This is a genomic window from Mycobacteroides salmoniphilum, from assembly GCF_004924335.1.
GTDB classification, from domain to species: Bacteria; Actinomycetota; Actinomycetes; order Mycobacteriales; family Mycobacteriaceae; genus Mycobacterium; species Mycobacterium salmoniphilum.
Map to the genome: position 1 here is coordinate 524,142 of NZ_CP024633.1, position 16,003 is coordinate 540,144.

At 64.1% G+C, this 16,003-nt stretch carries 13 protein-coding genes; 10 read left to right on the forward strand and 3 right to left on the reverse strand.

Annotation, left to right across the window (positions count from 1 at the left end):
* Position 1: 1 nt before the first annotated feature.
* Genes fadE29 through DSM43276_RS02665 form a run of 4 tightly spaced genes read left to right on the forward strand, consistent with a single transcriptional unit; the run spans position 2 to position 3,691 of the window.
* Positions 2-1,165 carry an acyl-CoA dehydrogenase FadE29 gene (gene fadE29, locus DSM43276_RS02650; RefSeq protein WP_078331257.1) on the forward strand — a complete coding sequence of 388 codons (1,164 nt, stop codon included), beginning with the start codon at positions 2-4 and terminating at the stop codon, positions 1,163-1,165.
* A 35-nt stretch (positions 1,166-1,200) separates the two neighbouring features.
* On the forward strand, positions 1,201-2,145 hold the full coding sequence (locus DSM43276_RS02655; protein ID WP_272948640.1) for a bifunctional MaoC family dehydratase N-terminal/OB-fold nucleic acid binding domain-containing protein: 945 nt from the start codon (positions 1,201-1,203) through the stop codon (positions 2,143-2,145).
* Positions 2,130-2,534 (forward strand): MaoC family dehydratase, encoded by a 405-nt coding sequence (locus tag DSM43276_RS02660; RefSeq protein ID WP_078331256.1) that lies wholly within the window; start codon positions 2,130-2,132, stop codon positions 2,532-2,534. Before DSM43276_RS02655 ends, DSM43276_RS02660 begins: the two co-directional genes overlap by 16 nt.
* Before the next feature lie 2 nt (positions 2,535-2,536).
* Positions 2,537-3,691 (forward strand): lipid-transfer protein, encoded by a 1,155-nt coding sequence (locus DSM43276_RS02665; RefSeq protein ID WP_208861762.1) that lies wholly within the window; start codon positions 2,537-2,539, stop codon positions 3,689-3,691.
* A gap of 5 nt (positions 3,692-3,696) precedes the next feature.
* Here DSM43276_RS02665 and DSM43276_RS02670 read toward each other — a convergent pair whose 3' ends face one another.
* Positions 3,697-4,383: an Rv3717 family N-acetylmuramoyl-L-alanine amidase gene (locus DSM43276_RS02670; protein ID WP_078324694.1), complete on the reverse strand. Its 687-nt coding sequence runs from the start codon at positions 4,381-4,383 to the stop codon at positions 3,697-3,699.
* A 221-nt stretch (positions 4,384-4,604) separates the two neighbouring features.
* Here DSM43276_RS02670 and DSM43276_RS02675 point away from each other — a divergent pair, with 221 nt between their 5' ends.
* Positions 4,605-5,363, forward strand: a complete 759-nt coding sequence (locus DSM43276_RS02675; protein ID WP_078331254.1) for a hypothetical protein — start codon at positions 4,605-4,607, stop codon at positions 5,361-5,363.
* Between the two features lie 9 nt (positions 5,364-5,372).
* Here DSM43276_RS02675 and DSM43276_RS02680 read toward each other — a convergent pair whose 3' ends face one another.
* Both DSM43276_RS02680 and kstD read right to left on the reverse strand, forming a co-directional pair.
* Positions 5,373-6,230 carry a MaoC/PaaZ C-terminal domain-containing protein gene (locus DSM43276_RS02680; RefSeq protein WP_078331253.1) on the reverse strand — a complete coding sequence of 286 codons (858 nt, stop codon included), beginning with the start codon at positions 6,228-6,230 and terminating at the stop codon, positions 5,373-5,375.
* A 10-nt stretch (positions 6,231-6,240) separates the two neighbouring features.
* The gene (kstD, locus tag DSM43276_RS02685; RefSeq protein WP_211196750.1) at positions 6,241-7,929 is read right to left on the reverse strand and encodes a 3-oxosteroid 1-dehydrogenase; all 1,689 of its coding nucleotides are present in this window, start codon (positions 7,927-7,929) and stop codon (positions 6,241-6,243) included.
* 88 nt (positions 7,930-8,017) lie between these two features.
* Here kstD and DSM43276_RS02690 point away from each other — a divergent pair, with 88 nt between their 5' ends.
* The 5 genes from DSM43276_RS02690 (at position 8,018) to DSM43276_RS23500 (ending at position 15,991) form a co-directional block, all read left to right on the forward strand.
* Positions 8,018-9,667 carry an FAD-binding protein gene (locus DSM43276_RS02690; protein WP_078331252.1) on the forward strand — a complete coding sequence of 550 codons (1,650 nt, stop codon included), beginning with the start codon at positions 8,018-8,020 and terminating at the stop codon, positions 9,665-9,667.
* Positions 9,660-10,445, forward strand: coding sequence for a 2-keto-4-pentenoate hydratase (locus DSM43276_RS02695; protein WP_078331251.1), 786 nt, complete (start codon positions 9,660-9,662; stop codon positions 10,443-10,445). The genes DSM43276_RS02690 and DSM43276_RS02695 overlap by 8 nt, the downstream gene beginning before the upstream one ends.
* 6 nt (positions 10,446-10,451) lie before the next feature.
* Positions 10,452-11,360: an acetaldehyde dehydrogenase (acetylating) gene (locus tag DSM43276_RS02700; protein ID WP_078313068.1), complete on the forward strand. Its 909-nt coding sequence runs from the start codon at positions 10,452-10,454 to the stop codon at positions 11,358-11,360.
* A 2-nt stretch (positions 11,361-11,362) separates the two neighbouring features.
* On the forward strand, positions 11,363-12,439 hold the full coding sequence (dmpG, locus tag DSM43276_RS02705) for a 4-hydroxy-2-oxovalerate aldolase (RefSeq protein WP_109556280.1): 1,077 nt from the start codon (positions 11,363-11,365) through the stop codon (positions 12,437-12,439).
* A gap of 435 nt (positions 12,440-12,874) precedes the next feature.
* Positions 12,875-15,991 carry a nucleotide-binding protein gene (locus tag DSM43276_RS23500; protein WP_078331250.1) on the forward strand — a complete coding sequence of 1,039 codons (3,117 nt, stop codon included), beginning with the start codon at positions 12,875-12,877 and terminating at the stop codon, positions 15,989-15,991.
* Positions 15,992-16,003: the final 12 nt, after the last annotated feature.

Below are 16,003 nucleotides of genomic sequence, written 5' to 3' on the forward strand. Positions count from 1 at the left end.
GATGTTGATTGACCTCACGCCGGAACAGGCGAAGTTGCAAAGCGATCTGCGACAGTACTTCTCGAACCTCGTGACCGCCGATGAGACCCGCGGCATGATGGTTGATCGACACAGCTCGTCCTATGAGGCCGTTGTGCGCCGGATGGGCCAGGATGGCTGGCTCGGTGTCGGATGGCCCAAGGAGTACGGCGGGCATGGATTCGGTCCGCTGGAGCAGCAGATCTTCATGAATGAGGTCATTCGTGCCGACGTGCCGATGCCCCTGGTGACGCTGCAGACCGTCGGCCCGACCCTGCAGAAGTACGGCACCGAAGAACAGAAGAAGAAGTTTCTGCCCGGAATCCTGGCCGGTGAAATCCATTTCGCGATTGGGTATACCGAACCGGAGGCCGGCACGGACTTGGCGTCCCTGCGTACCACCGCGGTGCGCGACGGCGACCACTACATCGTGAACGGGCAGAAGATCTTCACCACCGGTGCGCACCAGGCCCAATACATCTGGCTGGCCTGCCGCACCGACCCAAGTGCCCCCAAGCACAAGGGCATCTCGATTCTGATTGTCGACACCAAGGATCCCGGCTACTCCTGGACGCCCATCATCACCAATGACGGCGCGCACCACACCAACGCCACCTACTACTCCGATGTGCGGGTTCCGGTGGACATGCTGGTGGGCGAGGAGAACCTGGGCTGGAAACTCATCACCACCCAGCTGAATCACGAGCGGGTTTCGCTTGGCCCATCCGGTCGGATCGCGGGCATGTATGACCGCGTCTATGAGTGGGCCGCCAAGCCGGGACCCGATGGTGTGGCGCCACTGTCACATGAGGATGTGCGTCGAGTCCTGGGCGAGATGAAGGCCGTATGGCGGCTCAACGAGCTGCTCAACTGGCAGGTGGCCTCGTCGGGCGACGACATCAGCATGGCCGACGCTGCTGCGACAAAAATCCTTGCCACCGAATGGATTCAGAAGCTCGGCCGACTCAGTGAGGGCGCCGTGGGCCGCTATGGCGATCCCGCCGACGCGAACACCGCCGAGACGCTTGAGTGGCTTGACGCACAGACCAAGCGCCACCTGGTGATCACCTTCGGTGGCGGTGTGAACGAGGTGATGCGCGAGATGGTGTCGACGGCGGGACTGGGCACGCCCAGGGTTCCGCGGTGACGAGCGACTTGCGCGAAGAACGGATAGATATGAGCGTGGTGGATATCCAGGAAGGCTTCTCCAAGATCAAGGCCGATGGCCCCAGCGCCCCGCGCTTGGCGCGGGATCCGGTGAACCAGGCCATGATTAACAACTGGGTCGAAGCGATGGGTGACCGCAACCCCATCTATGTCGACGAGGAGGCCGCCCGCGGCGCGGGTCATCCCGGCATCGTCGCGCCGCCGGCCATGGCACAGGTGTGGACCATGGCCGGGTTGTACGGCGAGCGCTCCGGAGACGACCCGCTGGGCCGGGTGATGGAGCTCCTGGATGCGGCGGGCTACGAGTCGGTGGTCGCCACCAACTATGAGCAGATCTATCACCGTTATCTACAGCTGGGCGAGCAGGTCACCACCACCAACGAAGTCACTGAGGTCTTCGGGCCGAAGCAGACAGCGCTCGGTGAGAGCTGGTTCATCAATATCCACGCCGAGTGGCATGTGGGTGATGAACTTGTCAATGAAATGAACTGGCGCATCATGAAGTTCCGGCCGGGTGCCAAAAAGTCCGCCAACGTACCGGAGGATCTCGATCCGTCGAAACTGATGCGTCCGTCCTGGTCGCGCGATAGCGCGTACTTCTGGGAGGGCATCGCGGCGCACGAGCTGCGGCTGCAGGAGCGCCCCGACGGTTCGTTGCAGCATCCGCCGGTGCCCGCGGTGTGGCAGGACAAAGACGCTGCGATCGCGTATCGGGTGGCTAGCGGCCGGGGGACCGTGTACAGCTACGTGGTGCATCACGCTCCTCAGGTGCCCGGTCGCACATTGCCTTTCGTGATCGCGCTGGTGGAACTCGACGAGGGTGTTCGGATGCTGGGCGAGCTTCGAGGGGTGTCGCCCGACGATGTTCAGATCGGATTGCCGGTTCAGGTGACGTATCTGGACTTTCCGGCCGAGGGCGAGAGCCCGGCGTGGACTCTGTACGCATGGGAGGCGGCGTGACTACCGTGGGCGAGAAGCTGCCCGAGCTGAAACTCGAAGGCACCCCGACGTTCATTGTGTCGACCGCGCTGGCGACGCGTGACTTCCAGGATGTGCATCACGACCGAGACCTGGCTCAGGCCAAGGGATCCAAGGACATCTTCATCAACATCCTGTCCGACACTGGCCTGGTCGAGCGGTTCGTCACGGATTGGGCCGGTCCTTCCGCGCGCGTGAAATCGATTTCGTTGCGCCTGGGTGTGCCGTGGTACGCCTACGACACCACTGTGTTCACCGGTGAGGTGACCGCCGTCGAGGACGGTGTGGTGGAAGTGGATGTGGTGGGCAACAACAGCCTTGGCGCGCACGTCACTGCCAAGGTCAAGCTGACGATCGGAGCAAGCGCGTGAGCTTGTCGGGTAAGGCCCATATCGCCGGTATCGGTGCCACCGATTTCTCGAAGAAGTCGGGCCGATCCGAGCTGAGGCTGGCGGCCGAGGCGGTGCTCGACGCGCTCGACGACGCGGGTCTGTCACCGTCGGACGTCGACGGCCTGGTGACCTTTACGATGGACTCCAACCTGGAGACCGCGGTCGCGCGTTCGACGGGTATCGGTGAGCTGAAGTTCTTCAGCCAGATCGGTTACGGCGGCGGGGCCGCGGCCGCAACGGTGCAGCAGGCCGCGTTGGCGGTTGCCGCAGGTGTCGCGGAAGTCGTTGTCGCATATCGGGCATTCAACGAGCGCTCGGAGTTCCGGTTCGGTCAGGTGATGACCGGACTGAGCTCGACCGCCGACTCGCGGGGCGTGGAGTACAGCTGGTCATACCCGCATGGGCTGAGTACGCCTGCGGCCTCGGTGGCGATGATCGCTCGGCGATACATGCACGAATACGGTGCCACGAGTGCCGATTTCGGCGCGGTATCGGTGGCGGATCGCAAGCATGCGGCCACCAACCCGAAGGCATTTTTCTACGGCAAGCCGATCACCATTGAGGACCACCAGAATTCGCGGATGATCGCCGACCCGGTGCGGTTGCTGGACTGCTGCCAGGAGAGCGATGGCGGAGTGGCGATCGTGGTCACCACGCCGGAGCGGGCGAAGGATCTCAAGAACCGACCGGTGGTGATCGAGGCTGCCGCTCAGGGTTCCGGTGAGGACCAGTTCACCATGTACTCGTATTACCGCGATGAGCTCGGACTACCCGAGATGGGGTTGGTCGGGCGGCAGCTGTGGAGTCAATCAGGCTTGACCCCCAACGATATTCAGACCGCGATCCTGTATGACCACTTCACCCCGTACACGCTGCTGCAGCTCGAAGAGCTGGGCTTCTGTGGTAAGGGCGAGGCCAAGGACTTCATCGCCAACGGAGCCATCGAGCTAGGGGGCAAGCTGCCGATCAACACGCATGGTGGTCAGCTCGGCGAGGCCTACATTCACGGTATGAACGGCATCGCCGAGGGTGTTCGCCAGTTGCGCGGTACGTCGGTCAACCAGGTGCCGAATGTTGAGCACGTCCTCGTCACCGCCGGTACCGGCGTGCCGACATCCGGCCTCATCCTGGGGTAGTCGACTCAGCTCAGGAATCTGGCTATGCCCTGGGCGATAGCCGCCGCCAGACGGGCTTGGCCATCCGAGCTGGACAGCATCGCGGCGTCGTCGCTGTTCTTCATGTTTCCGCACTCGATGAGGATTGCCGGGTACTGGGCCAGGTTTAGCCCGGCCAGGTCGGAACGCCCATAGAGACCGTCATTTCCACGGTATGTCGATGGCTGGAATCCGGAGGCCTTCAGCTGATCGCGCATGGTGCTGGCCAGGCGCAGCGACGGGCCGCCCTGCGCTTCGTTGATCGGCGGATTCGAGTAGTTGACGTGAAATCCCCGGCCGTCCCGGGGGCCGCCATCGGCGTGAATGCTGACAATCGCATCGGGCTTGAAGGAGTTACCGGTCGCGGCACGCTGGTCGATGCATGGTCCGAGTGCGTTGTCGTTGCCGCGGGAGAGCGCGGTGCGCACACCGGCCCCGGTAAGGGCCTGGCGGATGTGTAACACCACATTCCAGTTGAAGGTGTGCTCGGGAAAGCCCGCATCGGTTGCGGTGCCGCTGGTCTGGCACTCCTTGGTGCGCCCCCGGCCGTCACTGACCTGCCGGGTGATCGAGCCGTCGTTGGCGCCGTTGTGGCCGGGGTCGAGGAAGACGATCTTGCCGGCGATGGGAGATTGGGCATGAGCCAGGGCGGCGGTGGAGAGCATGGCCGGCATGCTCAACAGGACGGGCACGCTCGAGGCGTACTTGAGGACATCGCGTCGCGAGAGGCAGCGGGACCGCTTGGCGGGACCGCACGGGGAGGTCTGCACGCGGGAAAAGTAAGCCCCGAACCTGGGGTATGGGGTTCGGACATGTGCCTCGGTTGAATTGTGACCGAGACGAGACCGTATCGCAGTCACAGCTTTCTGACAGAAACCCCGGCGATGCTTGGCCGATGATCTATCGGGAGGCCTCGACCGCGGCGGGCGTGCTGACCCGCCTGCGCGCGGACCTCGCCGAGACCTTTCGGCCGCCACGGCGATGGCTCGAGGGATTGGCGCTGAACCTCGCGCTGTCGATCGTCTATTTGATCATCTGGCAGCCGATCACCGAACGCGGACGCAAGCGCGACTGGGCGCTGCTCGTCGGGACCTACTTCGCGATGTTCATCTTTGCCGACGTGTCCGTCACCAACATGCTCGGTCTGGATGCCGATCGAGTCAGGCATGCGCTGCGCGGTCATCGGTCGCTTCTCCATGTCTTGCTGGTCAAGAACCTCGCACTGTTTCTCGTCGCCGGACTACCGACACTCGTGCTGACAGCTTTCCTGACCATCCACCGGCAGCAGGCAACCCAGACCGCGATCACGGTGCCCGATGTCGCCGTGCACATCGTCAGCTGGCTGGGCCTGGGCAATCTGGTATCGGTGCTGCTGCCCATGGTGGCTCGGCCGCTGCGTGAGCGTTGGCGGCAACGGCGCGACCTGTGGGTCACCACGCGATGGCTTGTCTATCTGGCCCTGCCGTATGGCGTCTACTACCTCGTGGCACCGGTAGGAGGTATCCCACGAGCCATATTCGGGCGCAACGTCTTCCATTCCATGCCGCTTACCGAGCGGTCCCTTATGGAGCTCGGCTTGGGTATCGCGATCTGGAGCATCGGCACCGCGCTTGCGCTGGGTGTGAACCGCTACCGCGGAATACGGTGGTATTAGCCGGTCGGGCTATGCGTAGGTGAGCTCCACGTCGGCCAGTGCCGGGGCGTCCTCGCGCTCGGCCACGACTGCAGAGATCAGCAGCTTGCCGTCTTCCTTCCAGATGCGGGTCTTGAGCGTCTCGCCGGGGAACACCACACCCGCGAACTTCGCGGCATACGACGTCACTCGCGAGGCATCCCCGTCGAGCGCGGCGTCCACCGCCGCCTTACACACCACGCCGTAGCTGCACAGTCCGTGCAGGATCGGACGCGGGAACCCTGCCGCCGCCGCGAACGCGGGGTCGGAGTGCAGCGGGTTGCGGTCTCCGCAGAGCCGGTACAGCAGCGCCTGCTGCGGCAGGATGTGCGTCGACACTTCCAGATCGGCGGGCCGGGACGGAGTCTCTCCTGCTGAGGACGGCCCACGCTCTCCGCCGAAGCCGCCCTCGCCGCGCGCGAAAATCGACCGGCGGATCGTCCAGAGAGGCCCTTGATCATCGGAAGTTGTTGTCTCCGTGACGATAACGGCGGCCTTGCCCTTGTCCCAGATCTCCACGATCTTGCCCTCGGAGCGGGCGGAGCCCGACGGCGGCAGCGGCCGGTGCGCGGTTACCTGCTCGGTACCGTGCAGGATCTTGGCCAGGTCGATCTCGATACCCGGGAACGACACCTTGGGAGGCTCCACCGCGTGGAAACCGGAGGCCACGGTCGCAAACGTCGGCAACACCTGCGGGGTCTTGTCCTGCAGGTAGCGCAGTTCGGTCTCGCTCACTGGATCGGAACCAGCTCCGATCGCCAGGTGATACAGCTGCACATCGGAGGCGGTCCACGAGAATTCGGCGGGTTCGACGGCAGCACCCAGGGCGATATCGACGTTGATAGGCATGAGCCTGACCCTACTTCCCGGCGATATCGAGCGCGGCGAGGTAACCCCATGTCATGGCGGGGCCAATGGTGGCGCCGGGGCCGGCGTACGTGTGACCCATCACCGGGGTGCTGACATTGCCTGCGGCGTAGAGACCTTCGATGATGCTGTTGTCATCACGCAGCACCCGGCCCTGCACGTCGGTGCGCACGCCACCCTTGGTACCCAGGTCGCCGGGAACCATCTTGGCCGCGTAGAAGGGGCCCTTCTTGAGCTCACCCAGATTTGGGTTCGGCTTGTTGGTGGGGTCGCCGTAGTAGCGGTCGTAGGCACTCTTACCTCGGCCGAAGTCCTCGTCGGTACCACTGCGGGCGAAGCCATTGAACCGTTCGACGGTCTGTGTCAACGCCTCCACGGGGAGGTTCGTGAGTTCTGCCAACCCCTCGATGGTGTCGGCCTTGACGATGACGCCCGACTCGATCCACTTGCTCGGAATCTTTTGTCCCGGCTGCAATCCGGCGAAGATGTACCGGTTGCGGTATTCCTGGTCGAAGAGCAGCCATGCGGGCAGGTTCTCGCCCGGACCGGGGCCCTGGCCGTACTCGCCGCCATACATGCGATGGGTGGCCTCCACGTAGGGCAGTGATTCGTTCATGAATCGCCTACCGGACGCGTTGACGATGATCGACCCGGGGGAGTTGCGCTCGGACAGCGCGAACCACGGCCGGCCCACCAGCGGAACAGTTGGGCCCCACCACGAGTCCTCCATGAACTCCAGTGCGGCACCCAATTTTTCGGCTGCCAGGATGCCGTCGCCGGTATTGGCCTTGGCGCCGACGGTCCAGTCGGCGGTGATGGGGGCGCGCTGGTACTTCACGCGCATCTGCTCGTTGTGCTCGAATCCGCCGGAGGCCAGGATGACGCCCTTACGCGCCTTGATGACCGTCGGCTCGGAAGCCTCCGCAGCGCCCGTCTCACGTACGTAGACGCCCTTGACGGTGCCGTTCTCGATGTACAGATCGGTCAGCGCGGTGTTGAGCTTCACCGGAACCCCGGCGTCGCGCAGCCCGATGCGCAGCGCGGCCGACAGCGCCCGCCCCATGCCGACGAGCTTCTTGCCGGTGCCCTGCGCCCAGAAGGTGCGTACGCCCACGCGCAGGCTGCGCAGCACACCGCGCGGGTGGCGCTTGAGCTGGTTCAGCCGCACGTAATCCTGCTGGCGCACGACGACATTCAGCGGAACCTTGCCGTACGGCGGCTCCAGGTTGGGCAGCTCGTCGCCAAGCTTCTTGGCATCGAACGGCTTGGGCTCCACCGAGCGACCGGCCGAGCGTCCGCCCGGGGCCTCGGGGTAGTAGTCGGAGTAGTTGGGCACCCAGTCGAGCTTCAGCGGAGAGTTCGCCAACACGAACGAGAGCATCTCCGGGCCGCGATCCAGGTAGGTGTCGATCTTCTCGCGCGGGACGACGTCACCGATGATGGTGTAGAGGTACTCGCGGGCCGCCTCGGGGGTGTCGGTCTGCCGGGCCTTCTTGAGCACCTCGTTGTTGGGGATCCAGACGCCGCCACCGGAACGGGCGGTCGATCCGCCGAAGTGGGGGGCCTTCTCGATCAGTACGGTGCTCAGCCCGTTGTGTGCCGCGGTGAGCGCCGCAACCATGCCGGCGCCACCACTCCCGACGACGACGACGTCGTACTCCTGCTCAGTCATGTAGAACACGTTATAGAATTGAGGCGGCCCGGCGCTACCGGCGCTGGCCTGTGGTTTCACCGTCCGGACACTTTGATGTTGCGGTGAAAACAGAAACTTGTTGCTGTTTTGGCGATATGACGGTGAGGGAGGCCCAGTGCCGGGTGATGTCGAGGTGCCCGCGGTGCCTTCCCCAGATGTCGTCATCGTCGGATACGGGGTGGCGGGGGCGTCGGCCGCGCTGGCGGCGCTGGAGCGCGGGGCATCCGTGACGATTCTGGAGCGATTCGACGGCGGCGGAGCTTCGGCCATTTCAGGGGGTATTTACTACGCCGGTGGCGGCACCAACATCCAGCGCGACGCGGGCGTCGAGGACACTCCGGAGCTGATGCTGGAGTATCTGCAGCTTGAGGTCGGGGACGCGGTCAAACCCGAGACGCTGCAGAAATTCGTCGACGGCAGCGTGGACACTCTGGATTGGCTGCAAGGTTACGGAGTTCCGTTCGAAGGTTCGCTGGCTCCGTTCAAGACTTCGTACCCCACCAACGACTACTACCTCTACTTTTCCGGTAGCGAATCCTCTGGCATGGCGCGTGCCGTCACCACGCCCCGTCAGCGCGGGCATCGAGCGTTTGGGCGGGGTGTGTCCGGCAAGGCGTTGTTTGCGCCATTGGCGGCCTCCGCGGAGCGTTTGGGTGCCGACGTATGGCGGCAAACCCGGGTCACCGGGCTGATCGTCGAGGACGGTCGCGTGGTCGGGGTGCGCGGGGTGACGCTGAAGGACGCGCCCACGTGGGTGCAGCGCGCGTATTCACGGCTCACGCGTTATGCGACCAAGCCGGGCATCTACTACCCGCCGATGCGAAAGGTGTTGGAGGGGCCCGCCTATGCGTTGGAGCGCCGGTTCGCCACGCCCTTCGAGATCCGCGCCAACGACGGGGTGATTCTGTCTTCCGGTGGGTTCATCGCCAATCGCGAGCTGGTTGAGCGGTATGCCCCGGCGTACCGGGACGGGTTGCAGCTGGGCACTGCCGGTGACGACGGCACCGCGTTGACGCTCGCGGAACCATTGAATGCGGCCACGGGGCACCTCGATGAGATCTCGGCGTGGCGTTTTATCGTGCCGCCCGCCGCATTCCTGGGCTCGTTGTTGGTGGATGCCAAGGGCCAGCGGATGGTTGACGAATCGCGATATGGCGCCGCGCTGGGTAAGGCGATTGTGCAGAAGGCCGGCGGGGTTGGGTATCTGGTGGCGGACAGGGCGTTGGTGAAGCGGGCCCGTCAGCAGCTGGGTTCGCAGACGCTGTGGTTTCAGCGGATACAGGCAGAAGCGTTTCTCAACGTGGGGCGCAAGAGGGCCGGATCCATCGCGGCGTTGGCAGCCAAGGCGGGTATCGATCCGGAACTGTTGGCGCGCACCGTGTCCGAACACAATCGGGCCATCGCGGACGGCACCCCGGACCCGTTCGGGAAGCCCGACGACATCCGAGTCCCCATTGAGCAGGGACCGTTCTTCCTGTTCAACGTATCGATCAAGACCAACATGCTGAATCCGTGTCCCATGCTGACTCTTGGCGGGCTGGTCGTTGACGAGGAGACTGGTGCCGTGCAGACCACATCCGGCGCGGCGATTCCGGGGCTCTATGCCGCCGGGCGCGCGGCGGTGGGTATCTGCTCCAATTCGTATGTGAGCGGATTGTCCTTGGCCGACTGCGTCTTCTCCGGGCGCCGGGCTGGGACCGAGACTGGGAGACACATAGATGCTTAGTTCTGAAGTTCGCGACGCCATCGCCGCTGATCTGGCAGAGGCCGAGCGAACCCGGGTGGCCATCGCGCCGCCCACCGACACGTACCCGGATTTCGGTGTGGTCGACGCCTATGAGATCCAGCTCATGAACATTCGCTCCCGCCTAGCGGACGGAGCCAAGGTCGTGGGGCACAAGGTGGGCCTATCGTCCGAGGCGATGCAGAAGATGATGGGTGTCCACGAGCCGGACTACGGGCATCTGTTGGCCGATATGGAGCTGTTCGAGGATGTCGCGGCTTCGGCGTCCAAGTTCCTGTTCCCGCGGGTGGAGGTGGAGGTCGGATTCATCCTGGCCGCCGACCTGCCGGGTGAGGACTGCACCGAGGATGATGTGCTGGCGGCCACGGCGGCGTACGTGCCATCCATCGAGGTGGTGGACAGCCGGATCACGAACTGGCAGATCAAGATCTGCGACACCATCGCCGATAATGCGTCCTCCGCCGGGTTCGTCATTGGCAAGCAACGCGTTTCACCGAAGGACATCGACATCAAGTCGATCGACGCGGTGCTGACCTGCAACGGCGAGAAGTTGGCCGAGGGTAGAAGCGATGCGGTGCTGGGTAATCCGGTGACCTCGGTGGCGTGGCTGGCACGCAAGGTGGCCTCGTTCGGGGTTCGTCTGCGGGCCGGAGATGTGGTGCTGCCGGGTTCGTGCACACGCGCGTTTGACGCGCATCCGGGGGATGAGTTTTTGGCCGAGTTCGCCGGACTTGGTTCGGTCCGACTGGCTTTCGAGTAGAGGAGAATTGTGAGCAAGGCATCTGTAGCGATCGTCGGTTCGGGAAACATCAGCACCGATCTGCTGTACAAATTGCAGCGGTCCGAGTGGCTGGAGCCACGATGGATGATCGGCATCGATCCCGAGTCCGAAGGCCTCAAGCGCGCCCGCGGCTTCGGCCTGGAAACCTCGCATGAGGGTGTGGACTGGCTGCTGGCGCAGGACGAGAAGCCCGATCTGGTGTTCGAGGCGACGTCGGCGTACGTGCACAAGGCCGCCGCACCGCGGTACGCGGAGGCTGGGATCCGGGCGATCGATCTGACGCCTGCCGCGGTGGGCCCGGCCGTGGTGCCGCCCGCGAATCTGCGTGCGCACCTCGATGCCCCGAACGTCAACATGATCACCTGTGGTGGCCAGGCGACGATTCCGATCGTTTATGCGGTGTCGCGCGTGGTCGAGGTGCCTTACGCGGAAATTGTCGCCTCCGTAGCGTCTGTCTCGGCGGGGCCGGGCACGCGTGCCAACATCGATGAGTTCACCAAGACAACCTCCCGGGGTGTGGAGGTGATCGGCGGCGCCAAGCGCGGCAAGGCCATCATCATCCTGAACCCGGCCGACCCGCCGATGATCATGCGCGACACCATCTTCTGCGCGATTCCGGAGGACGCGGACCGGGACGCGATCGCGGCGTCGATCCACGATGTGGTGAGCCAGGTGCAGCAGTACGTGCCCGGGTACCGGCTGCTCAACGAGCCACAGTTCGACGAGCCGTCGGTGGTCAACGGTGGCAACCACGTCGTCACCACCTTCGTCGAGGTGGAGGGTGCCGGTGACTTCCTGCCGCCGTATGCCGGGAACCTGGACATCATGACCGCGGCCGCGACCAAGGTCGGCGAGGAAATCGCCAAAGAACTTCTATCAGCGAAGGTTTCGTAATAATGGGCTCGGACACCAGCACTCAGCTTTTGGGCACCGACGGCATCTTCTTCGACGCCGCATGGGATGTGCGGATCACCGACACGTCGTTGCGTGACGGCTCGCACCACAAGCGGCACCAGTTCACCGCCGATGAGGTGCGGGCGATCGTCGCAGCCCTTGACGGTGCCGGTGTGCCGGTCATCGAGGTGACGCACGGCGACGGTCTTGGCGGATCGTCGTTCAACTACGGGTTCTCTAAAACCCCCGAGCAGGAATTGATCAAGCTCGCCGCGGAGACCGCGACGAACGCCAAGATCGCCTTCCTGATGCTGCCGGGTGTGGGCACCAAGGAAGACATCATCGAGGCGCAGGGCAACGGTGGATCCATCTGCCGCATCGCCACCCACTGCACCGAGGCCGACGTGTCTCTTCAGCACTTCGGGCTCGCGCGTGAGCGAGGGCTGGAAACTGTTGGTTTCCTCATGATGTCGCACACCATCTCGCCGGAGAAGCTGGCCAAGCAGGCCCGGATCATGGCCGACGCCGGATGCCAGTGTGTGTACGTGGTCGACTCTGCGGGCGCTCTGGTTCTCGACGGTGTGGCGGACCGTGTGGCCGCAGTCGTGGCCGAGCTCGGTAACGACGCTCAAGTTGGTTTTCATGGGCATGAGAACCTGGGGCTCGGTGTCGCCAACTCGATCGAGGCGGTGCGTGCCGGTGCCAAGCAGATCGATGGCAGTACAAGGCGTTTCGGAGCCGGCGCCGGTAACGCTCCGGTTGAGGCATTGATCGGTGTTTTCGACAAGATCGGTGTGAAGACCGGTATCGACTTCTTCGAAATCGCTGATGCCGCCGAAGAGGTTGTGGCGCCCGCGATGCCGACCGAGTGCCTGCTGGACCGCAATGCGCTGATCATGGGCTACAGCGGGGTCTACTCCAGCTTCCTCAAGCACGCCATCCGGCAGGGCGAGCGGTACGGGGTGCCCGCGCACCAGCTGCTACACCGTGCCGGTCAGCGCAAGCTCATCGGTGGGCAGGAGGATCAGCTCATCGATATCGCGCTGGAGATCCAGCGGGAAAACGCGGCGAAGGGGTAGTCGGGGCTCCCCATAGTCAGTCTGCAGCGGCCGTGACCGCGCCGTCGTTCGCGCGGGGGCACTTGGGTGTCGATCATGTGCTTGACGCATCCCGACGGGGGTGGTTTCACGGGTTCTCGTCCAATAACCACAGGCTCCCGCTCGACAGCAGGCGCTCGGTGCCGTGCGGCGCCCGCACGTGCTTGCGGTGGCTTAGCCAGTACGCGCTAGTCGATCGCCAGACTCACCGGCAGGCCCTGCTCAGTGGTTACCACCGAGACCGAGCCGATGGGAGATCGCATCGAACGCTGCGAGGATATCGGCATCTCGCTTAAGCTGCTGGTTGAGCGCGGGGGCTTATTTGGTTGGGTAACCAGTCTTGGTACCCATGGACTAGCTACTGAGTACGATCGAACTCTACGACCATTTGGCGATTGAGGAAGGGAGAGGGGGACGTTGCCCAAGCAGGATCGTGGTGCACCGGCCCGTCCTCCGTGGCTGCCCGAAGAAGACGAACAACGTGGGTTTCTCCGTTCGTTGAGGCCCAAGAAGCGCAGCGCGGACGATCCTGAGTCTAACGAGGACTCGTTAACCCACGAGACCGGGCACACCTCCGCTCCCAAGACTCCGGCGCAGAAACCGACGGCCGAACCGGTCCTGCCGCCAGTTGAGAAGCGCGCTGCCGTCGCGCCCCGTGAAGAAACGGGCAACAGGACCACACCGATGCCTGACGTCTCGAAGTACTACACGCCGGCGCGCGCGCCGGAACCGCCCGAGCAGCGGCCGCCGACAGCCGCTCAGGAGCCGCTGGCGGCCGAATCGAACAATATCGTCCAACAACCCGTATCGGATGAGCCCCGGATCGTCACGAGTCCCATTCCGGAGATGAAGCCCGAACCGCGGCCAATATCGCAGGTCGAGCAACCGCAGACGCCCGCTTCCGATGAGTCCCCGGTAATCCCCGTGCCTGCCACTCCCGAAGCCGCCCTGGATGTGGAGGCGGTCACCCCGTCCGCGATCGAAGCGTCTGCAGACGTCGCGGATTCACCGGAACCCGCGCCGGTGACCGCACCGCCAGAGGAGACGCGCTTACTCGTACCTACAGCTGATCAGCGCCGCGAGGAGTCCACCGGCACGGACCCGTTCTCGCGTTTCAGCTTGCTCGAAGCACAACTGCGCCAGATGAGCCTCGACGAGAGCATCACCGAGGCTGAACTCGAGCGTCATCGGCGCCATGCGAGGCCCGAATCCGCGCCCGCTCCTGAGGTCCCCGGTGTACTCAGTTTCACGCCGCCAGAGGCGGTCGATGATGCCCCCGATGGCGTCGAGGACATAGCGGAACCCGCGCACGTGTTTCAGGACGCGCAATCTGTGGGGCCGTCGCCCGCATCTGTGCTCGGCTTCACGCGTCCCGACGTCATCGCTGACGCTCCCGAAGCGATCGAGGAGTCGCAGTCTGAGGCGGAGGAGCCGACGGCCGCCGCCGAACCAGACGGCGAGCCCGAGGCGGAACCATCCACAGCGGTTACGGTCGATTCCCTGCCTCCAACGCCCGAGTCGGATGCCGACGTCGTCGATGACCTGGCCCCACAGCCGCCGGTGGAAGAGGAGCCCACTTCCGTATCCGAACAACCCGCGTACTCGGAAGCACCGGCGCCATCGGCAGATGTGCCGGATATCGATGACGTCGATGCCAGAGCTGCTGCATTGTTGCGGCGCATCGAAGCCAAACGTGCCGAGCTCATTGAGGAATTGGCCGCGCACGATGCAGCCGACCTCGGTGTGTCGGTGCCCGAGCCTGAACCCGCGCCGTTTGTGCCGATGATTGCGCCGTGGGCAGCGGTGCCTGAAGTTGTCGACTCCGAGAGTGTCGAGTCCAGCGTCGCTGCCGAAGGAGCCGCCGAAACGCAAACGACGGAAACGACGGCGCCCGAACTTGAAGGGTTTGCACCGCTGGTCGATGAGGACATCGTCATCGACCTACCGGTAGCGGTATTCGAGGAAATGTCCGCTGACCCCGCTATTGAGGACGTTGTGGGGTCGGAGCCCGAACTTGTGGATGAGCCGAACGTTTCCGTGACGCAGGTAGCGGACCCGCAGCCTGGCGATGAAATCGCTGACACCGCAATCGAATTAACGGATGACCTGCAGGCGGCGGCTGAACCTGTCTCGGAGGATGTTGCGGCAGAGGGCGAGTCCGATCGCGAGGTGGGCGCCGGCAATGCGCCTTCGCCGTGGGAGGTTCCGTCGGTGGTCCAGTCGGAGCCGATGGTGGAACCACCGGCACAACCCGCCCACTATGTGCTGTCACCTGCGCCGCAACAAGCTGTTCCGCAGCAGCCTGGACCCGAGCAGCCCGCGGCTCAGGCTCCACCTGGGTGGAACCCGCGTCAGCCGTACCCGGGGCAGTGGCTGCGGGGTGCTCCCCAATCTCCGGAATCATTTGGCGAACAGCAGTTTTCGCAGCAGCAGCCCCCGCAACCCACCAGTGTTGAGGGTCAATGGCAATGGGTGCCGCAGCAGCCCCAGGCGCCTCAACCCCCTGTGTCACAAGAGCTGCCTCCGGGTTATGTGCCACCGCCGCAGGGGGCGGCACCTCCCACCAACTACCGTGGGCCGCAGGCTTACCGGATGCCACCCTCGCTCGACGAGGCTGAGGTCATCAACCGTGGTCGTTACGCGCCGCGATCCGGCTGGCGCAAGGCGGTGCACAGGTCCACCGGAGGTCGGGTCAATCCGGGCGACTCGCGCAAGGACCGTGAACAGGACCAGCTGCTCGCCAGCATTCGGCAGCCGATTCTCGGCGATTACCGCGTCGCAGTGCTTTCCATTAAGGGCGGCGTTGGAAAGACAACCACCACACTGGGATTGGGTTCGGCATTCGCAACAATCCGTACCGATCGTATCATCGCGGTGGACGCTAACCCCGACCGTGGCACCTTGGCTGAGCGGGTGCGTGACCATTCGACGCAGTCCACCGTCCGTGACCTTCTCAACGATCGGAACATCAGAAGTTACGCGGATGTGCGCAACCATACTCGGATGGCGACAAGCCGTCTGGAAGTACTTGCCAGTGAACAGGATCCGGCGGTATCGGAGGCTTTTGGCAAGGTCGACTATCGCAATACAATCGACATCCTGGAGCGGTACTACAACATCATTCTGACTGACTGCGGTACGGGAATCATGCATTCGGCAATGGCGGGTGTGCTCGACCTCGCCCACACCATTGTTTTGGTGAGCTCACCGGCCATGGATTCCGCGCGTAGTGCCTCAGCCACCCTCGATTGGCTTATGCAGCATGGGCATTCGGCGCTGGTGCGTGAGGCGCATGTCGTCTTGAGTGCCTCACGTCCTGGGTCTGCCGGGATCAAGCTGGACAAGGTCTATGAGCATTTTCAGGCGCGTTGCCGTTCCATTCACACGATCCCGTTCGATCCTCACCTCGCCGAGGGCGCCGATGTCGACTTCAATCTGCTCAATGCTGATACCAATGCCGCGTACCTGAAGCTGGCCGGCGCGATTTCCGAGAGTTTCCCGCGGCTTCGTAGGCGCGGCGACGAGCAGCGATAAGACGAAAGAGGC